Origin of the sequence: Gemmatimonas sp. (genome assembly GCF_046594945.1) — a bacterium.
GTDB lineage: Bacteria > Gemmatimonadota > Gemmatimonadetes > Gemmatimonadales > Gemmatimonadaceae > Gemmatimonas.
Genome location: NZ_JBKJRB010000077.1, coordinates 24,282 through 43,942, shown reverse-complemented (window position 1 = coordinate 43,942; position 19,661 = coordinate 24,282). Strand labels below are relative to the sequence as shown.

Annotated in this window: 13 protein-coding genes; 7 read left to right on the top strand and 6 right to left on the bottom strand. The window is 64.5% G+C overall.

The features are described from left to right. Window positions 1-58 precede the first annotated feature (58 nt). A complete protein-coding gene (locus ACLL97_RS08915) occupies window positions 59-850 on the bottom strand; it encodes a TIGR00266 family protein (RefSeq protein WP_411280123.1) in 792 nt (263 codons plus the stop codon). Then, complete coding sequence (locus ACLL97_RS08910; protein ID WP_411280122.1) at window positions 850-3,810, bottom strand: alpha/beta hydrolase family protein; 2,961 nt, start codon at window positions 3,808-3,810, stop codon at window positions 850-852. The genes ACLL97_RS08915 and ACLL97_RS08910 overlap by 1 nt, the downstream gene beginning before the upstream one ends. Window positions 3,811-3,960: 150 nt before the next feature. On the opposite strand from ACLL97_RS08910, the gene ACLL97_RS08905 reads away from it, so the two are divergent. The 4 genes from ACLL97_RS08905 to ACLL97_RS08890 all read left to right on the top strand — a co-directional run bounded on the left by ACLL97_RS08905 (window position 3,961) and on the right by ACLL97_RS08890 (window position 10,255). Continuing rightward, window positions 3,961-4,551, top strand: coding sequence for a DUF502 domain-containing protein (locus ACLL97_RS08905; protein ID WP_411280121.1), 591 nt, complete (start codon window positions 3,961-3,963; stop codon window positions 4,549-4,551). Further along, complete coding sequence (locus ACLL97_RS08900) at window positions 4,551-5,876, top strand: amidohydrolase family protein (RefSeq protein WP_411280120.1); 1,326 nt, start codon at window positions 4,551-4,553, stop codon at window positions 5,874-5,876. The genes ACLL97_RS08905 and ACLL97_RS08900 overlap by 1 nt, the downstream gene beginning before the upstream one ends. Before the next feature lie 123 nt (window positions 5,877-5,999). Beyond that, window positions 6,000-7,634 (top strand): sodium-dependent transporter, encoded by a 1,635-nt coding sequence (locus ACLL97_RS08895; RefSeq protein ID WP_411280119.1) that lies wholly within the window; start codon window positions 6,000-6,002, stop codon window positions 7,632-7,634. Window positions 7,635-7,840: 206 nt separating this feature from the next. Further along, the gene (locus tag ACLL97_RS08890; protein ID WP_411280118.1) at window positions 7,841-10,255 is read left to right on the top strand and encodes an FAD-dependent oxidoreductase; all 2,415 of its coding nucleotides are present in this window, start codon (window positions 7,841-7,843) and stop codon (window positions 10,253-10,255) included. Here ACLL97_RS08890 and ACLL97_RS08885 read toward each other — a convergent pair. From ACLL97_RS08885 to deoC, 4 genes are all read right to left on the bottom strand, one after another. After that, window positions 10,227-10,946 carry a hypothetical protein gene (locus ACLL97_RS08885; protein ID WP_411280117.1) on the bottom strand — a complete coding sequence of 240 codons (720 nt, stop codon included), beginning with the start codon at window positions 10,944-10,946 and terminating at the stop codon, window positions 10,227-10,229. The genes ACLL97_RS08890 and ACLL97_RS08885 overlap by 29 nt on opposite strands. A 72-nt stretch (window positions 10,947-11,018) precedes the next feature. Beyond that, window positions 11,019-12,773 (bottom strand): M3 family oligoendopeptidase, encoded by a 1,755-nt coding sequence (locus tag ACLL97_RS08880; protein WP_411280116.1) that lies wholly within the window; start codon window positions 12,771-12,773, stop codon window positions 11,019-11,021. Window positions 12,774-12,852: 79 nt separating this feature from the next. Further along, a complete protein-coding gene (locus tag ACLL97_RS08875) occupies window positions 12,853-15,291 on the bottom strand; it encodes an aldehyde dehydrogenase family protein (protein ID WP_411280115.1) in 2,439 nt (812 codons plus the stop codon). Window positions 15,292-15,296: 5 nt separating this feature from the next. Beyond that, complete coding sequence (deoC, locus tag ACLL97_RS08870; protein WP_411280114.1) at window positions 15,297-16,346, bottom strand: deoxyribose-phosphate aldolase; 1,050 nt, start codon at window positions 16,344-16,346, stop codon at window positions 15,297-15,299. A gap of 127 nt (window positions 16,347-16,473) precedes the next feature. Here deoC and ACLL97_RS08865 point away from each other — a divergent pair, with 127 nt between their 5' ends. The 3 genes from ACLL97_RS08865 (at window position 16,474) to ACLL97_RS08855 (ending at window position 19,642) form a co-directional block, all read left to right on the top strand. After that, window positions 16,474-17,163, top strand: coding sequence for a hypothetical protein (locus ACLL97_RS08865; protein WP_411280113.1), 690 nt, complete (start codon window positions 16,474-16,476; stop codon window positions 17,161-17,163). A 129-nt stretch (window positions 17,164-17,292) separates the two neighbouring features. Then, window positions 17,293-18,225, top strand: a complete 933-nt coding sequence (locus ACLL97_RS08860) for an SDR family NAD(P)-dependent oxidoreductase (RefSeq protein ID WP_411280112.1) — start codon at window positions 17,293-17,295, stop codon at window positions 18,223-18,225. Next, entirely contained in the window at window positions 18,212-19,642 is a 1,431-nt protein-coding gene (locus ACLL97_RS08855; RefSeq protein ID WP_411280111.1) for an ABC1 kinase family protein, read from the top strand. The genes ACLL97_RS08860 and ACLL97_RS08855 overlap by 14 nt, the downstream gene beginning before the upstream one ends. The last annotated feature ends 19 nt before the right edge of the window (window positions 19,643-19,661 follow it).

The window sequence follows — 19,661 nt, the reverse complement described above, 5'->3', positions numbered from 1 at the left end:
GGAGCCGCCGCCCCGAATTCCCTCGTCGCCGACCACCGCGACCGACCGGTGCAACGACCTAGTTGTCGCCGTCGAGCAGACCGCCGAGACCGCCGAGAATCGATCCTTCGCCCACGCGCTTGCCACCCGCACGCGGCGACGCGGCGATGATACGGTCCGCCAGACGCGAGAACGGCAACGTTTGCAGGATTACGCGACCAGGGCCGGTGAGTTGAACGAAGAACAATCCTTCGCCGCCGAACAGTGCGGTTTTGATGCCGGGCACGCGCTGGATGTCGTAGTCCACCGTGGGCTGGAAGGCGACGAGGCAGCCGGTATCTACCCGAAGCTTTTCACCCGGCGCGAGATCGATCGCGTGCAGCGTGCCGGATGCGTGCAGGAAGGCGAGCCCGTCGCCCTGCAGCTTCTGCAGGATGAACCCTTCGCCACCGAAGAAGCCCGCGCCGATCTTCCGGGTGAAGGCCACAGAGATATCGATACCGCGCGCCGCGCAAAGAAAGCTGTCCTTCTGCGCCAGCACGGTACCGCCCCAGTCACGCAGGTTGAGCGGGACAATCTTGCCCGGGAACGGGGCGGCGAATGCCACGTCGGCGCGGCGTGCACTGTCGTTGCCGAAGAGCGTCACGAAAAACGAATCACCGGAGAGCACGCGCTTACCGGCGCCGACCAGCTTGTCAAACAACCCGCCGCCCTTGGCGTTTGGATCGAGGGTGGTCGCCATCGTGATGCCCTCGCGCATGAACATCATCCCACCCGCCTCGGCGAAGACTGCTTCGCCGGGGTCGAGCGTGATGATCACCGCCTGCAAGTCGTCGCCAATGATCTGGTAATCGATTTCGTCAGCAGCCATCACTTCCCTCCGTTGGGGCGAACCGGGGCCGTGCCGGTCGCCGTGGGATTGGACATCTTCACCTGATCCCGGCCCTTCTCGAGGAACGGGATACCGCGCACCATCCATGACGGTGGCTCGGCCCCCTGAAGTTTCACCGCAAAGAATTCGATCATCTTTCGGTCGATGTCCTTTTGGTTGGCTCGCTTGGTCGGATTGTGCTCATCGCCGTTGTAGACCACCATATACGCTTCCTTCTGCAATCGTCGCATGGCCACATAGAACTCGATCCCCTGATACCAGGGGACGGCGCCGTCGTTGTCGTTGGCCATGAACAGCACCGGCGTCGTGACGCGATCGAGCTTGAACAATGGCGAGTTCTCCACGAAACGCTCAGGGTACTGCCATAGCGATCCGCCAATGCGGCTTTGCGTGTGTTCGTATTGAAACGCGCGGGCCATGCCTGAGGCCCAGCGTATTCCACCGTATGCCGACGTCATGTTGACGACGGTTGCGTTGGGCACCGCGGCGGCGAACATGTTCGTCACCGTGATCAGATACGCCGACTGATAGCCGCCCCACGACTGTCCCGTGATCCCGACCCGCTTGGGATCGACGAAACCCTTCGCGATAAGCGCCTGCACCCCGGGAATAATCGACTTTGCGGCGCTCGGGCCGGGCTGTCCGTCAGTGTACACGATGTCCGGCTGAAAGACGAGGTAACCGAGACTGTTGTATACCAGCGGATTGACCGTGTTGCGTCCCGAGGGCGCGACATAGTTGTGCAGACCGTCGGTGAGTTTCTCGTAAAAATAGACGATCATCGGGTACTGCTTCGACGGATCGAAGTGCTCCGGTTTATGCAGCAAGCCGCGCAGCGGAATGCCATCACCATTCAACCACGACACCAGCTCGACCGTACCACGCGGATACAGCGAGTCCTGCGGATTGGCGTTCGTGATCTTCGTGGTGCTCGCGATCGACGGTCCCGTGTACAGATCGGGGAACTCGCGATAGGTGCTCTGCGTGAGCAGATACTGGTCGGCGTTCCGCGCCTTCTGCAGTCCGTTCAGGTTGCGGTCGGCCATGACAATCTTTTCTGGCTTCCCATCGACTCCCATCCGATCACGCCAGAAGCCAGACGCTTTCGTGAGCGAGTCAACCGCGCGGAGCAACAGTGGTGTGGTGGCATCAAGGAACGGATCTTCGCGATCGAGATCGACTACGCGGAACGTCATCCCGGCGAGACGTCCCTCGCCGTCGGTGAGATTTTTCGGTGCAGCCACACCGGCAGGATCGATTTCCCAAATGTCGAAGCGATCGTATACGAGCACGCGCTTGTCCGCGGTGCTCCAGCCACCGAGGCCGTAGGGTGGTGGCACGTCTGGCGAGTCGAACTCTTCATCCTGGAACTTCACGGGCAACTTGTCGGTGAGGACCAACTTTTTCCCGGTCGCGATCGCAAACGCGACCCACTGCCCGTTCTCGAACCATGTGACGTAGTTGCCACCAGGCGAGAGCTGCGCGTTGCCGTCGAGCCCCTTGGCGATGAGGGTGCGTGCGCCGGTGAGCGGGTCGATGAGATACGCGTCGCTAGCCCCTTCTCCCCAAAACTGTGGTATCGCGTACTCCACCGCATTAATGCCCAGCACCCGTCGTCCATCGTTGCTCACGGTCACGCGGAGGCTGTCATTGGCAAGTTGGGTCCACTTCGCGCTGCCGATGGTGTACAACGCGGTGTAGGTGCGATTGCGATCGCGATTGGCGCTGAGACGCTGCTGCGGCTGGATCTGCGTGTCCTTCCAGTGCCACAGGTCGTACCCGGCCTTGTCGACGAGCGAATCGGCAGGGATCGAGTCCATCGGCAGGTTGCCGAGCGCGAAGATGACGCCGTTGCCTTCACGTGTGAAGCTGAGGGCGCCGCGATCTGCGATCAGGAGGCCGGCCGGTGCTTCGGAGGCGGCGACGATTTTGCGCGCCACGATTGGCTTGCCCTTGGCCGACACGAGCGGGGCGTAATAGACCGCCATCTTCGGCTTCGGTGTGGAGTCACCGAGGTCGGAGATGAGCGCGACCTGCGTGCCCTTCCGATCGAACGTCAAGCTTCGGTACGTAGCCTGACCAGTGAGAAGCGGCGTGACCGTCCCCGCGGCGAGCGCACGCACGAAGGCGCCGTTACCGGTACCATCACGGGTACTCACCGTGTAGCCGAGCCACTTTTCGTCGTCATCGAACGAGAACGCCGTTACGCCCTCGGTACGCTGCTCAGAACCGGCGGTGAGATCGCGGAGGACGAGCGTGACGCCGTTTTCGCGGCGTGGCGTGATCGGCGCCGACGCTGCGCCGGGCGGTGCGCCAGCACTGTTGCGGGGGGCCGCCGTCGTGTCTTCCAGCAGGTACGCCAGGAACCGACCACCGTTTCGGGCGAAGCGATACGAGCGCACGCCAGCCACGGTCGTGACGGTGCCGTCGGCCAGGTTCAAGAGACCGAGGCCGTTCCGCGGCGCAGCGGCTCCACGCCGGGCGCGAGCGCGCTCCACATCGGCGCGCGACGCATAGATCGTGTACGCGACGAACCGACCATCGGCGCTGAACTGGGCGGGCTGGGCGGAGAATTGCGCGGCCGAGTCGGCGGCGGGTTGCAGTTGCGGGCGGCCCGTGAAGCCGCGCGGCGCGCGATATTCCGTGGACGCGGCGGTGGCGCGCACGACGAGTTCCCCGTCGCCCACCACAGGGCTCAGCGTGTAGGCCGCCCACTTGCCGTCATTCGACAGCGAGGAGCCCGAAATCGTGCGCCATTCGTCGTACGTGTCCTGGGTGATGGGCTTCTTGCCGGCCAGGAGGGGCGGCGGCGACCAGCGGGACACGCTGGTGTACGGATTGGCCGGCACGGATGCCTGAGCCGACGTCGCCGACTGCGCGTCGAGCAGTGACGCGCCGACGAGGCCGGCGACGAGTGCGGACGCAGCGGCCGCGCGCATGACACGGGACGAAGGATTCACTGGCGATCGCATCAGCTAGGGGGGTGAGGCGTGAGACGGGCTGGTCGTTCGGGGCGCTGAGCCCCAACTTGGGCCAGGACCTGTTGGAAAAAAGCTTAACGGCGCGGCTTCGACCGCGTGAGGAATTCGATGAGACGGTTGCTCGGCTACTTTGCGCGCGGACTCGTACTACTGGCCCCACTGGTCGTCACGGTGTGGGTGTGTTGGCTGGTGTTCAAAAATGTCGACGGCTGGCTGGGCTTGCCCATACCCGGCGCTGGATTCGTGGCGACGCTGGTGTTGATCACCGTGGTGGGGTTCCTCGGATCCAACCTGCTTACGCGATCGGCCGTGAACCTGCTGGAGAGGCTGATGGGGCGGCTCCCGTTTGTCCGCCTGCTCTACGGTTCCACCAAGGACCTGCTTAATGCCTTCGTGGGTGAAAAGCGTCGTTTCGACAAGCCGGTGTCAGTTGACCTCGGGCCAGACGGCGGCGTGCGGCTGGTCGGGTTCGTGACACAGGAGTCGCTCGCCCATCTCGGCATGTCCGAGTACGTGGCGGTGTATTGTCCGCACTCTTACAATTTTTCCGGCCAGTTGCATCTCGTGCTGGCGACCCGCGTGCGCGCGCTCGATGTGGCGAGCGCAGACGCGATGGCGTTCGTGGTGTCCGGTGGTGTGTCCGGACTCGTCCCTGCTGCACTTTCCACTGGCGAATACGCCACCGTCCGGACCTCCTGATGTTTTATACGAATCGCGCCACTCGTGGCGCGCTGACGCTCGCGACGGCAATTGGCGCGTGCGTGTCGCTTGCTCGCGCCGCCTCGGCACAACCGCCCACGGCCCTACCCTCCGCTTCGAAGCCGATCCTGCTGGTTCCCGACGCGGTGTTCGATGGCGTGAGCAATGGCCTACAGCGCGGGTGGGTGGTGCTGGTGAGAGGTGCGCGGATCTCGGCCGTCGGGCCGGCGGCGAACATGACCGTGCCGCCGGATGCCGAGCGAATTTCCTTGCCCGGCACCACACTACTGCCCGGGATGAGCGACCTCCACAGTCACGTGTTGCTGCATCCGTACGACGAGACGCCGTGGAACGATCAGGTGCTGCGTGAATCGCTGGCACTGCGCACGGCGCGGGCGGTGAATCATCTGAAGGCCACGCTGGACGCGGGCTTTACCGTGTTGCGTGATCTCGGCACCGAGGGCGCCGACTACGCCGACGTGGGCCTCAAGGAAGCGGTGGACCAAGGGATCATTCCGGGTCCACGCTTATTCGTGACGACGAAGGCGATCGTGGCGACCGGTTCCTATGGTCCGAAGGGATTTGGGGCGGAGATCGGCGTACCTCAGGGGGCGGAAGAAGCCGATGGCGTCGACGGGGTGACGCGCGTGGTGCGCGATCAGATCGGGCATGGCGCCGACTGGATCAAGATCTACGCCGACTACCGTTGGGGGCCGCGTGGGGAAGCACGTCCCACCTTCACCCCGGAAGAATGGGCAGCCATCGTGCGAACGTCGATGTCGAGCGGACGTCCGGTGGTGGCACACGCCAGCACCGTGGAAGGCATGACCCGCGCGATCATGGCCGGCGTGGAAGACATCGAGCATGGCGACATGGCAACCCCCGAGGTGTTCTCGCTGATGAAGCAGCACAATGTGGCGTTCTGCCCGACGCTCTCGGCCACCGAAAGCACGACCCGCTATCGCGGGTGGAAGAAGGGTGTCGACCCTGATCCAGCGGGCATCGTACAAAAGAAGGCGATGTTCAAGGCCGCATTGGCGTCGGGCGTGACGATCTGCAACGGCAGCGACGTGGGCGTGTTCACGCACGGTACAAATGCACTCGAGCTTGAGCTTATGGTCGAATACGGCATGTCACCGATCGCCGCGCTCCAGGCCGCGACGAGTGTCAACGCCCGCATCATGCACCGCGAGAACGAATTTGGACGGATTGCGCCTGGCCTGCTGGCCGATGTGGTCGCGGTTACCGGTGACCCGAGCCAAAACATCCGCGCGCTCCGCGCCGTCCGGTTCGTCATGAAGAACGGGGTTGTCGTTCGTCGTTGAGCGGGGCAATCGCGTCGTAGCTCTGGACATCAGCGGGTCCAGACCGGAAGGTTACGCTCCGCGCAGGGCGGCCCGAACCGCCTACCCGCTGTCCGTCTCCCTTTCCCACCAATCGGAGCACGCTTGTCCTCGTCCAACACCGGCTCGAACGAAGCTTGGGGTAGTCGAATCGGTCTCATTCTCGCCATGGCGGGTAATGCGGTCGGTCTCGGCAACTTCCTACGCTTCCCGCGTCAGGCTGCCGCCAATGGTGGCGGCTCGTACATGATTGCGTACTTCATTGCCCTTCTGCTGCTTGGTATACCGCTCATGTGGATCGAGTGGGGCGTCGGGCGCAATGGCGGACGGTACCGCAAGGGTCACCTGCCGGGCATGTTCGCGGCGCTGTGGAAGCATCCGGCGGCGAAGTACGTCGGTGTGGTGGGCATGGTCGTGCCGCTCGGCGTCATGATCTACTACACGTACATCGAAAGCTGGACCCTGGCCTTCGCGATCTTCTCGGCGACGAAGGACTACTGGGGACTGACGACTCAAGAAGGGATGATCGGCTATCTGCGCTCGTTCCAGGGGCTCACGCCGGCAGGCAGCACGCCGGTGCACGCGTCGTACACACCGTATGCGTTCTTCGCGGTCACGATGCTGATCAACATTTACATATTGTCGAAGGGCATCTCCGGAGGCATCGAGAAGTTGGCCAAGATCGGTATGCCGATCCTATTTCTGTTTGCGATCGTGCTGGCGGGTGTCGTGTTGACGATGCCGGCACAGCCCGGCGTCGGGGCCACGCCGGCGCAGGGACTCCAGTTCATCTACGCGCCAGACTTCTCGCGACTCGGCTCGCCGGGTATCTGGCTGGCCGCGGCCGGACAGATCTTCTTCACACTGTCGGTCGGCATGGGCTCGTTGCAGGCGTACGCGTCATACCTGTCCACGAAAGATGATATCGCGCTGAGCGGCATCGCGACCGCCGCGACCAATGAAACGGCGGAAGTCGTGCTCGGCGGGTCCATTGCGATCCCGGCGGCCGTGACGTTCTTCGGCGTAGCCGGCGCGATGCAGATTGCGCAGGGTGGTTCGTTCGACCTTGGTTTTGCCACGATGCCGGTGGTGTTCCAGCAGATCGACAAGACACTGCCGATCGGCAACCTCCTTGGCGTGATGTGGTTCGGACTGTTGTTCTTCGCTGGTATCACGTCGTCGGTGTCGATGCTCACCCCGATCACGGCGTTCTTCCGCGAGGAGTTCGGATGGAAGCGTGAAACGGTGGCGTGGTCGTTCGGTGCCATCTGCTTTACGCTCGGTCTGATGCACGTGGCTTGGCTGGGCCATGGCTTCCTGGACGAATGGGACTATTGGGTGGGTACGTTTGGCTTGGTGCTCGTGGCAATCACCGAGGTCATCATCTTCGTGTGGATCTTCAAGCCCGAGAATGCGTGGAAGTCGATCCACATGGGCGCGGACATCCAGATCCCGAAGATCTTCAAGTTCATCATGACGTACGTGACGCCACTGTACTTGCTGATCATTCTCACGTGGTGGGGTAAAGACGAGGCGATTCCTATCCTGCTGAATCAGCGCTCGGCTGGCAGTGCGACGCCGGTGTCGGAGACCGACATGCCATTCATCACGATCTCGCGTGGTATTCTGGTGCTCTTCGTCATCGTCTTCCTGTTTTTCATCCGCACGGCATGGAAGCGAAATGGCTATGACGATCGGAAGGGCTTCGTCGAGATTTCCACTAACCGCTCGGAGGTCTGATGTCTGGTGGAGCCATCGCTTTCATGGCAGTCAGTTGGACGTTCGTGCTTGGTCTGACCGCGTGGTCATTCGCCAGGTTGCTGACGGATCAGAAGCATTTTGATCCGGATGGAATCGGGCCAGAATCGCCGCCTGAGCCGCCGCACGCCAAGAAGACGTAAACCGGTACTGTTGGCACAAGAGAGGGTCGGAGCGCGTTACATAGCGTGCTCCGACCCGATTCTTTTCCCAGCCAACTCGCCGAGCGGATTACCGACCACTCGGCTTTCGCCGCAATCCCCGACGGCGGCGCCTTCGTGATCTACTGGATGCGCACCGCGGTACGCGCACATGAGAATCCCGCGCTCGACGTCGCGCTCACGGCCGGCCAGCGACTTGGGCTTCCCGTGTTCGTGTACCACGCGCTGTCGGAGACGTACCCTTTCGCATCGGACCGACACCACACGTTTATTCTGGAAGGCGCCCGCGACGTCGAGGCGGAGTGCGCCGCGCGCGGCATCGGCTACGCGTTTCATCTCGAACGCCCGGGGTACCGCGGTCCTGTGCTTCGTACGCTGGCCGCCCGAGCCGCGCTAGTCGTGACCGAGACCCTGCCCGTCGCGCCGCTGGACAGGCTGACGGACGCGCTGGCCGAGGCGGTAACGTGCCCCGTGTGGAGTGTGGATACCGCCTGTGTGGTACCGATGCCAATGGTTGGGAAAGTGCACACGCGCGCCTTCGCATTTCGGGAGGCGACAGCGACGTTGCGGGCGGCGCGGGTCGCCGTCGACTGGATCGACGTTGCCACGCACACCCCACCGTTCGTACCGGATGCGCTGCCGTTTGAACCGCGGCGATTGGCCGACGCCGACATCGCTGCAATGGTCGCGCTTTGTGAAATCGACCATAGCGTGGCGCCGGTCCCGCATACGCCGGGCGGCACGGAAGCTGGCTATCTGCGATGGCGCGAGTTCGTGAGCACGGGTCGACTCGATCGCTACGCCGCCAAGCGCAACGACCCGAGTATCGATGGCGTAAGTCGGATGTCGGCGTACTTCCACTACGGCATGGTGTCGACGTTCCGCATTGTGCGGGAATGTGCGACACGCGGAGGCGACGGAGCCGATAAGTTCCTCGACGAACTACTCGTGTGGCGCGAGCTGGCGTATGCGTTCTGCTATTGGCACGATGCGCCCGACACGCTCGAGGCAATTCCGTTCTGGGCACGCGACGCACTTGCGCGGCACGAGTCGGATGCGCGCACGGTGCACTCGTGGGAGACGCTCGCACGGAGCGGCACCGGCGATGAGCTTTGGGACGCCGCGCAACAGTCGCTCCGCGTGCATGGCGAGCTGCACAACAACGTGCGCATGACGTGGGGCAAGGCGATTCCCATGTGGTCACCTAGCGCCGCCGACGCGCTGGAACGTCTCATCGATTTAAACCATCGTTACGCCTTGGATGGGCGCGATCCAGCGAGCTACGGCGGTCTCCTCTGGTGTCTCGGACAGTTCGACCGGCCGTTCACGCCAGAAGTCGGGGTGCTTGGGACCGTTCGACCGCGGCGATCCGACGAGCACCGGCAACGCATGAACTTCCCGGCATATCGGGCGCATGTGAGCCGGGCAGTTGGCCTGTCACCCCGTGTCACGGTCATCGGCGCGGGCATCTCCGGGCTGGCCTGCGCGCGCACGTTGCACGATCACGGCATTGCGGTGACCGTGCTCGAGAAGAGCCGTGGTGTGGGCGGGCGCATGAGCACGCGGCGCGAAGGCGAGTGGCAATTCGACCATGGCGCACCGTGGTTCCGTCTTGCCGATCCGCGCTTGGCACGCCTCACCGAGTCGTGGCGTCACGATGGGGTGCTGCGTGACGTGAACGGCGGCGAGTTCATCGGCGCCAGCGGCATGAATGCGTTGGCCAAGCATCTGGCGCGGGATCTCACCGTGAAGACTGGGGTGCACGTGTCGTCTATGGCCCCGGCGGGATCCCGTGCAGGCTTCGGCTGGGCCGTCGCAGACCGCGACGGCCTGCAGCTGCACTCAGACATCGTGTTGCTGGCCACGCCGGCGCCACAGGCTTCGGTACTGCTCAGCACGCTCGAAGAACCCGTGGCGTTTGGGATGCGGTTGGCCGAGGTCGCGATGCTCCCGTGCTGGAGCAGCATGATCGTGTTCGACGGACCGCCGCCGACAGTCGTCGGTGACTCGCTCATTGCCGGTGCGCTGCGCACGGACTCGCCGCTCGTGCATCGGGCGTGGCGCCAATCCGCTCGTCCGGGCCGACACAGCGACGAAGCGTGGGTCGTGCACAGCGCAGGGCACTGGAGCGCCGAACACGTGGAGGAGGAGCCGGCCGTGGTCGCGGCGCTGGTTGCCGAGGCGCTACGGGCGCGGCTGCAGATTGCCGACAACATCGTGCACGCCGTAGCGCATCGCTGGCGCTATGCGCGCGTGCAGACGGGTCTCGACGACTCGTGCCTGTTCGACGAGACTCGCGGACTCGGCGCCTGCGGCGACTGGGGAGCGGCCATCGCCACGCGGCGCCAGAATCAGTCGGTGGAGCGCGCGTGGCTGAGCGGTATTGCGCTGGCGGGACGTGTGCTGGGTCGCGTTACTTCGCAATCCCGTCCGGTGCTTTGAAGAGGGACGGATCGGGCAGGGTGAACGACACTTCGGCCGTCGTGAGAATCACGTCGCCCTGCGGCGTGGACTGCACGATTTTGGTCGGGATCTGCTTGCCCTCGAACGCTTTGTACTCGCGAAACATCGACTTCTGTGGGCCCATCGGCGTTTTCGTGACGGCGCCACGGCGAAGACCGGTCGCGACTTCGAAATACTCCGTGCGCTCTTCGCCCAGTTTCGAAGTGATCGAGAGCTTGTAGCACTCCACGCCGTCAAAGGCTTCCTTGGCGTCGACCGAGGCCTTCGCGAACCGACTCACATCGAGAAACGCTGCCCCGACCTGGATTGACTCGCCGAGCGACTTCTCCTGCTCGGCAGGCATGCGCGAGGCCTGTCCGGTGGGCTGCACCGCCCAACCCATCGTGCCATCGAAGCCCTGATCCACCTTGGCCATGCCAAGGTCGATGATCATACGCATTTTGTTGGGCGCGCCGCTGTGGCGCTCGTACGTTCCCGAGATACCGGCGAAGGTGATATCCGCCGTGCCCTTGTCACTGCGCCCCTGCACTTTCGACCACGCGTCGCGGCCTCCGACGGCCGTGGCGAAATTGTCGAACACCTGCTGAACCGTAGGCAACTGCGCTTCGGCGCGCGCCGACGCTGCGCTGAGGACCAGTGCCGCCACGCCGGCGTATCGTGCGAATCGCATTGAAGCTCCGAGAGATGAGGTCATGTCTCAGATACGACTCCGGAGCACAAAAGTTTCGTGCGGCCGGTCAGGTCAAACTGGCACCACCCCACGAAACGGCGCGTCCGCACCGGCACGCAATGCGGCAATCCGTTCCTCGGCAAACGCGACCAGCTCGGCCATGGTCTCCGCATCGAACACGAGCTTTACGCCGGCTTCGGCATAGAGCTCCGGCAGCGGGCGCGTGCCGCCAAGCTTGAGGAAGCGCTTGTACGCGGCCACGGCATCACCGGCGTCGGCCACGGCGTTCCGGAACACCTGCAACGCACCCAACTGAGCGAGTCCGTACTCGATGTAGTAGAACGGGAGCTCAAAGATATGAAGCTGACGATACCAGCGACCGACACGTTCAGGTTCGAGCCCCGTCCAGTCCACTCCGGCCTCGAACTCGTTACGGAGCTCGAGCCACTTCGCATCGCGCGCGTCGCGATCGGCGCCGGCGGGATCGGTGTAGATCCATGCCTGAAACGCGTCGACACTGGCGATGTGCACGAGGCTTCCCAACACATCCTCGAGGTGCTCGAGCCACGCCACGCGCGCTTGGTCGGGCGTGTAGTACCCATCGGGCGCCACGAAGTACGGCATGGCCAACAGTTCCATGCTCATCGACGCCAGCTCTGCGGCCTCATGCCCCGTGCGTCGCTGCCAAGTGAACGGCAATGCGTGCGTGGCAAAGTCGTGGAAGCAATGTCCCGCTTCGTGCACCAGCGTCTGCACATCGTCGGGCACCCCGACGGCATTCATAAAAATGAACGGACGGCCGCGAAACGAGAGGTCGGTGCAGTATCCACCGGGCGCCTTGCCGGGGCGGCTCTCGAGATCGAGCAACTGCTCGTCGGCCATAATGCCGAACTGGGTGCCCAGCGCTGGGTCGACGCGCTGAAAAATGTTCTTGGCGCGATCGATGAATGTGTCCACGTCGGCGAACGGCTTGAGCGGTTCGTCGGCGTTGAGATCGACGGTGACGTCCCACGGGCGCAACACATCGACGCCGAGCGACTCCCGGCGATGCTGCATGAGGCGCGCCACGGCGGGCGTGACCGTGTGCTTCACCGCCTCGTGAAACCGCGCCGTGTCTTCCGGCGTGTAGTCGAACCGATGCTTGGCGGCGAAGCAATATCGCTGATAGTCGGGGAAGCCAGCTTCCTTGGCTACGGCATCGCGTAGCGTGTACATGCTGTCGAACAAGTCGGCAAACTCGTCGCGCTTGACCATGTACGCCTCAGCGCCGAGCCGGAACGCGCGTTCGCGCTCGGTGCGATCGGCGGACTTGAGATACGGTTGCAACTGCGGAATCGTTTTCGGGGTGCCATCCCAGTCCACGCTCAGCCCACCGGTAATCTTCTGGTAGCCAGCGGACAATTCCTCGATCTGCGAGAAGCGGGCGACGTTCGCTTCGCGGAAAATGTCGATGTCGGTTCGGAACCGCCGAAGCGTGGTCTCGAGATCGGCGCGCGACCAGTCGAGCTGCAGCAGTCGCTTCGCGAGACGGACCCCCTGTTCTTCCAATTTCGGGAAGATCTCCATCGAGAAACGGAGGTAGGCCGTCTCGGCCGCCGAATCGGCGGTGTTGCCGGTGTAGGCGATCATGGCGAGCGTACCGGCTTCACTGACCAGCGTGTCGAGTCGTGACCACGTGCTGAGCCATGCTTCGACGACGGGTGTCGTGTCGTCGAGGGCGATCGTGGCCAGCTGTTCGTAATACGGCAGGATGTCGCCCCACGCCGCGTCGCGAAAAGCGTCGGGGGAGTCGGGGAGTTGGATCATGATATTTGAGTTGAGTTGCATGAACCACACACTACGTCGTGGCGTCGCCGCGGCGTCAGCGGAGCGCGGTGATGTGCGCGCTCTCGCCTGACAGAGGGCGTTATTCGCCGTACGGAATCCAGATGTTCTTGACCTGTACTGCGCGCCGCAGGAACTCACGGCCTTCGCCAACCCGCGGATCCAGCCATTCGCGCCCGTCCCATTCGGTCCATGTGCGCTTCAGGTTCGCGGCCGACGCTTTCTCAACAGCGGTCGCACCCTCCCGCGAACCCACGTACCACATGGCATCGACGTCGTCATGCTCGGCGAGCACTTGGGCAAGCGAGTCACGCCGGCCGGTCACGATGTTGACCACGCCGGCCGGTACATCTGACGTTTCGAGTACGCTGTAAAAATCGGTCGCCGAGAGCGGATAACGCCCGGACGGCACGGCCACCACGCGATTGCCGGTGGCCAGCAACGGGGCGACGAGGGACACCAATCCGAGCAATGGATACGGGTCGGGACAGGCCACGCCCACGACCCCGATGGGCTCGTGCATCGCCAAGGCGACGCCACGCAATGGCACATCATGAACTGCGCCATCGTGCTTGTCCGCCCACGCCCCGTAGGTGAACAACCGAGAGATCGACGCCTCGACTTCGCGCGTGGCGTCGCTGGCGGCGGCTCCCGTCATCTCGGACAGTCGCTCGGCAAACTCCCGCTTCCGCGCTGACAGATTTTCTGCGATGTAGAACAGGATTTGCGACCGCTGATGTCCGGTGAGCTTGGACCAGCCCGCGCCGGCGTGCGCCGCCTCTACCGCGTTGCGCACATCCTTGCGGTTGCCATCTCCCACTTCTCCCACCAGGCGGCCGTTGGCCCCGACGATGCCACGCGAGTAGCCGGAATCGCTGCGGGTCTGCTTGCCGCCGATGAACAGCTTCGGCGTCCGGTCGATGGTGGGGAGCATCGACGATGTCAGTGCAGCGTCAGCGGCATCGTCGCTTTCGGATGGCGCGTGCGGCATGGTGCTCGCGTTGAGCGGAGGCGGAGCGCTTTCGTGCGAGCGCACCGGCTTGAGATACTCGCTGAGCCCCTCGCGTCCGCCCTCGCGTCCGAACCCCGACTCGCGGTATCCGCCGAATCCTGCGGCCGCGTCGAACAGGTTCGTGCTGTTGATCCACACCACGCCGCACTTGAGCTTGGGTGCGATATCGAGGGCGAGATTGATATTCTCGCTCCACACGCTGGCCGCGAGGCCGAACGGGGTGTTGTTCGCGAGCGCGACCGCTTCTTCCGGCGTGCGGAACGTCATGCTGACCAGCACGGGACCGAAGATCTCTACCTGCGCGATCGTGGCCGACGGGGCGACGTTCGTGAAGAGCGTGGGCGGATGAAACGAGCCTTCAGCGGGCGTCGCCCACGAGGGCTGCCAGCAGGTCGCGCCTTCTTCGATGCCCAGCGCACACAGCTGCCGGATGCGATCGAGCTGCACCGGAGCAACGATGGCACCCATGTCGACGGTCTTGTCGAGCGGCGATCCGATACGCAGCCGTTCCATGCGATCGCGCAGCTTCGCGATGAGCTGATCGGCCACGCCTTCCTGCACGAGGAGACGCGAACCCGCGCAGCACACCTGCCCTTGATTGAACCAGATCGCATCGACCACGCCCTCCACCACGCTATCGAGGTCGGCGTCTTCGAACACGACGAACGGACTCTTGCCGCCGAGTTCGAGCGAGAGCCCCTTGCCCGATCCCGCAGTGGCGACGCGAATGGCGCGACCGACCTCGGTGCTTCCGGTGAACGCGATCTTGTCGACGTCAGAATGATCGACCATCGCGGCGCCCGTGCGTCCATCTCCGGTCACGAGGTTGAACACGCCCGGCGGTAGGCCGATTTCGTGCACCAGCTCCGCGAAGCGCAGTGCCGTGAGTGGCGTAAACTCGGCGGGTTTGAGCACCACCGTGTTTCCGGCGGCCAGCGCGGGCGCGACTTTCCACGCCAGCATCAGCAGCGGGAAGTTCCACGGAATGATCTGCCCGACCACTCCATACGCGTGCTGCCCGGGAAACTCGGCCGAGAGCAGTTGTGCCCAGCCAGCGTGATACGAGAAGTGTCGCGCGACCAGCGGAATATCGATATCGCGCGTTTCGCGAATCGGCTTGCCGTTGTCCAGCGATTCGAGCACGGCGAAGTGACGCGCATGCTTCTGAATGCCGCGGGCAATCGCGTACAACCAGCGGGCACGGGTGTGATCGTCGAGCCCCTGCCAGCCGGGCAAGGCGGCACGTGCCGCCGCGACCGCGGCATCGACGTCCTGCGTGCTCCCCTGCGCGACGCGGGCGAGCGGTACGCCCGTGGACGGGTCCTGCACCTCGAAAGACTCACCAGCGGCTGGACTGGTGAAGACTCCACCGATGTAGTGGCCGAATACGCGGCCATGACCGTTGAGCCAGGCGCGAACCATCGCGTCGCTTTCCGGTGCCGGACCGTAACTCATGGTCTCGAAGATGTCGCGGACGGTGCCGCCCGTTGGTGTCGTTGTGGTAGCCATGCGGATCACACCATGGGTTGGCGATGAGCCGCCGCGTAGCGACCCGTCACGAAATGTTCGAGCTGCCGTTCGACATCGGTGAGCAGACCACTCGCGCCGAAGCGGAACAGGTGCGGCCGAAGCCAGCGGTCACCGAGTTCTTCCTTCATGAGGATCAGCCAATCGAGCGCCTGCTTCGCCGTACGAATACCGCCCGCGGGCTTGAACCCTACCTCGAAGCCGGTGCGCGATCCGAAGTCCCGGATCATGCGCGTCATGACTAGCCCCACGGGCAGCGTGGCGTTGCTGGCTTCCTTGCCGGTGCTGGTTTTGATAAAATCCGAACCGGCCATCATGGCCACCTGACTGGCCCGTGCGACATTCGTGAGCGTCGCGAGTTCACCGACGCCGAGTATCGTCTTGAGGTGGGCCTCGCCGCAGGCGTTGCGGAAGGCGCGCACTTCGTCGTAGAGGGCCTGCCAGTTCCCCGTGAGGACGTGCGCGCGAGTGATTACGATATCGATTTCCGTGGCGCCCGCGGCCACCGACGCATGGATCTCCGCGACACGCTGTTCGAACGGCGACAGGCCGGCCGGGAAGCCGGTGGAGACCGCGGCGACCGGCACACCTGACCCCCGCAGCGCCTCGACCGCCGTTGCGACATACTGGTGATAGACGCACACCGCTCCGACCGTCAGTCCCAGGTCGCGCACGCCGAGCGCGTCGATGATATCGCGGCGAAGCGGGTGTCGGGCCTTGGCACACAGCCGCTGCACATTGCCGGGGGTGTCGTCGCCCGCCAGGGTGGTCAGGTCCATGCAGGTCATCGCGCGTAATAGCCACGCGGCCTGCCACTCCTTCTTCACGGTGCGTCGGCCAGCGAGCGAAGCACAGCGGCGTTCGACGGCGCTGCGGTTCACCTTGGTGGCCCGCACGAGCGCGAGGTCGAGGGCCGTGCCGGGATTCCGTGCCGGCGGAATATCGGGCCCCAGTCCGGTGGGCCAGCGAACCCCGTTTGGCGACTCGGCGTCGGTCGAACGGAGCGGTCGCGGGGCGTGCAATGGAGTTACGGTCATGAGATCACCAATCTAGGTCACGGAACGATCCGGCGCTCGACCGAATGGTCGGGAAGGTCGTGTTCAACTTCGTGAGCCGAGCGGCCGATACTGGTAGACGGAGAGGAGTACCCCGACCGACGAGGCCATGCGTTCCGCCCGACCCACACATCTGCTTGCCGTGCTATTCACGGCCGTCCCGACGCTTCTGGCGTTCCCCGGTTGTACAAAAACTGTGGAGGCACCGGCTGCGGCGCAGCTGACGATCGTGCAGGGACATCTGCAGACCGCTGCCGCGGGCACCCTCCTTCCCACGCCCGTCGTGCTTCGGGTGATAGGCACCGATGGCGCGCCCATTGGAAAGATTCCGGTGAGCTTCAACGTGCTTGCCGGCGGTGGCTCGGTGGATCCCGGCACGGTGGTCAGCGATGCAAACGGCGAGGTCAAGGCGCGCTGGACGTTGGGCCCGGGAGCGCAAGTACAGACGATGACGGGGACGGCCCCCGGTGTCGATCCGGTCACTCTGAGCGCCAACGGCATCCTGCCCAGCGATCTGGTCATTGCGCAGGGCAACAACCAGACGGGCAAGGCAAGTGGCGCGCTGACCGTGCAGATCGTGCTGCGGGTGACAGGTGGATTCAACGTCCCGATTCCGGGCCAGACGATCGGATTGGCGATCACGAGTGGAGGCGGAAGCATTTCCCCCCAGTCGGCGGTGACCAATGCACTCGGGGAAGTCACGGTGCGCTGGACGCTCGGTCCACAGACTGGTCAGCAGACGGCCACGGCCACCGCTGGCACGCTCGGCCCGATCGCAATCGCCGCCATCGCGAATTAATCGGCTGACTCTCGGGTTCCACCAGATGCCAACGTCGTCGGTTCGCCAAGTCATGCGAACCGACGACGTTCTCGCATCGTTGAATGGGGGTACGACCCGCGATCGCGCGGCATTACCCTGACACAGGCCATGACGAACGCACCGACCCCGAACCCTCTGGAAGGCAAGACCGTTGTCGTGACCGGCGCCAGCGACGGCATCGGCAAGGCCGCGGTGCGCGCGTACGTGGCTGCCGGCGCGTCGGTGGTCATGGTTGGCCGCAACGAGGCCAAGACGGCCGCCGCGGCGCACGCCATCATGAGCGACCTCGGCGACCCAGCCCGCGGTCGTCCGATCACGTGGGAAATCGCCGACCTTTCGCGTCAGGAGGCGGTACATGATCTGGCCGATCGGCTGCTGGCGCGCCTCCCTCGGATCGACGTGCTGGCCAACAACGCCGGCGCGATGTTTCTCGAGCGCCAGGTGACGCCCGACGGTTTTGAGCGCACCTTCGCGCTGAACCATCTGAGCTACTTCACGCTGACCATGCGTCTGTTGGTCCCGCTGATGGCCTCCGCTCAACCCGGCGCGCCCGCCCGCGTGCTGAGCGTGTCGAGCCGCGCGCACGAAAATGCACATCCGGTGCTCGACGATCTGCAGCTTGCGCGCAAATTCGGCGGATGGACCCAGTACGCGAATTCGAAGCTGTATAACATCTGGTTCACCCGAGCGCTCGCGCGCCGTCTCGATCCGTCCTGCGTGGTCACGCAGTCGCTGCATCCGGGTGTGGTGAGTACACGCTTCGCGACCAACAACGGTCGGGTGGGTCGCCTTCTCAGGCGCGTCATGGACGTCGTATCCGTCACGCCCACGCAGGGGGCGGACACCTTGGTGTGGCTGGCGCACGCACCGGAGGCGCGGAACGGGTCCGGCGAGTACTGGGTGAAGCGACGACGCGTCATCCCTTCGCGAACGGCCCGTGATGACGTGCGCGCCGAGCAACTGTGGACGACCACGTCCCAACTGACCGGACTCGACGCCGACCAGCTCATTCGCGACGCGATGTCTCATGCCGTGGCGTGACCTGCCGCGGTTAGTCGTGATTCTCTGGCGACTGGTACCGCTGGTGCTATCGTTTCTACGGGATCGCCGCCGCTGGATTCGTTGGGGCGGTGCCGCACCGCGTACTCCGGCGTTTCACGAGCGCCGCGCGCGTGGCATGGTGCGCGACCTAGCCGTGCTTGGTCCGGCGTTCGTGAAGCTCGCCCAGATTTTCGCGACCCGAGCCGACCTGGTGCCCGAACCGTATCTCGCGGCCCTCGGCACGCTCACCGACCGCGTACCGCCAGTGCCCTGGACGCACATTCGCGCGGCGCTGCACCGGGCTTGGCACGCCGATCCCGACCGCATCGTCGACCAGCTCGACCAGACGCCCTTGGCAGCGGGATCACTGGGTCAAGTGCATCGCGCCCGTTACGAGGGGCGTGAGGTGGTGGTGAAGGTGCTGCGTCCGAATGTAGAAGCCGTGGTCGGGCGCGACGTGCGATTGGCGCGTGCGATCGTGAGCACGGTGTACGCGCGCTTTCCGCATCATCACGTGCTGGGGTTCCGCGTGGTGCTCGACGAGTTCGACCGGCACGTGCGCGAAGAGATGGACTTCGAGCGCGAAGCCATGCAGTGCATGCGGATGCGCGAACGCTTCTCGGACGAGCCGCGCCTGCGCATCCCGCGTGTCGAAACGGCGCTGACCCGTCGCGACGTCATCGTGCTCGAGTTTATGGAAGGCACGCGTATCGATGCGTTGGACGCCCAGATCGCGCGCGGCCTGGTGTCTCCTCGCGCGCTGGTCGAGACCTTAATCGAGAGCTACGCGCGGATGATGCTGCGCGACGGCGTGTTCCACGCCGATCCGCACCCTGGCAACCTGCTGGTCGATGCCCAAGGACGCCTCGTGCTGCTGGACTTCGGGATGGTGATCGACGTCGGCGTGCCGGTGCGCAAGGCGCTGTTCGAGACGATCATGGCGGCCATTCGCCGCGATGCAGATGCCACGACCGATGGCTTCTTTGCGTTGGGCATGGTCGCACCGGGTACCTCGCGTGATGCAATGCGCGAGCTGGTTCGCGTGCTGCTTGACATCGCGTTTCTGGACACGACGATGGAAGACCGGGCGCGCGCCATCGCCGATCGGGTTATGCGCGAGCTGTTCAACTGGCCGATCGTCTTACCCGGCGAGTTGGTGTACTTCGCGCGCACTGCAGCGCTTATCGAAGGGGTCGGCACGCGCTACGACCGCAACTTCAACAGCATCAAGGTCGCGTCGCCGGTAGTCCTGAAGCTGCGCCGGGAGCTACTGGCCGTGCTGCTGGGCGACGCGGGGACGCGAGAGCCGATCATCACATTCGCGGCCACGCTGGGTGCGCTCGCGGGTGGTGCGACTGCGGTCATCGGTCGCGCCTGGCGACGCCTGCAACGCGACCACTCCGCGGCGGCTCGCTGACCTCACACCAGCATCGTGT

Coding starts and splice junctions, on each gene's coding strand:
- ACLL97_RS08900 (WP_411280120.1), top strand. CDS start 4,551: ATGTTTTATACGAATCGCGCCACTCGTGGCGCGCTGACGCTCGCGACG.
- deoC (WP_411280114.1), bottom strand. CDS start 16,346: ATGACCGTAACTCCATTGCACGCCCCGCGACCGCTCCGTTCGACCGAC.
- ACLL97_RS08910 (WP_411280122.1), bottom strand. CDS start 3,810: ATGCGCGCGGCCGCTGCGTCCGCACTCGTCGCCGGCCTCGTCGGCGCG.
- ACLL97_RS08915 (WP_411280123.1), bottom strand. CDS start 850: ATGGCTGCTGACGAAATCGATTACCAGATCATTGGCGACGACTTGCAG.
- ACLL97_RS08885 (WP_411280117.1), bottom strand. CDS start 10,946: ATGCGATTCGCACGATACGCCGGCGTGGCGGCACTGGTCCTCAGCGCA.
- ACLL97_RS08865 (WP_411280113.1), top strand. CDS start 16,474: ATGCGTTCCGCCCGACCCACACATCTGCTTGCCGTGCTATTCACGGCC.
- ACLL97_RS08880 (WP_411280116.1), bottom strand. CDS start 12,773: ATGCAACTCAACTCAAATATCATGATCCAACTCCCCGACTCCCCCGAC.
- ACLL97_RS08905 (WP_411280121.1), top strand. CDS start 3,961: ATGAGACGGTTGCTCGGCTACTTTGCGCGCGGACTCGTACTACTGGCC.
- ACLL97_RS08875 (WP_411280115.1), bottom strand. CDS start 15,291: ATGGCTACCACAACGACACCAACGGGCGGCACCGTCCGCGACATCTTC.
- ACLL97_RS08855 (WP_411280111.1), top strand. CDS start 18,212: ATGCCGTGGCGTGACCTGCCGCGGTTAGTCGTGATTCTCTGGCGACTG.
- ACLL97_RS08860 (WP_411280112.1), top strand. CDS start 17,293: ATGACGAACGCACCGACCCCGAACCCTCTGGAAGGCAAGACCGTTGTC.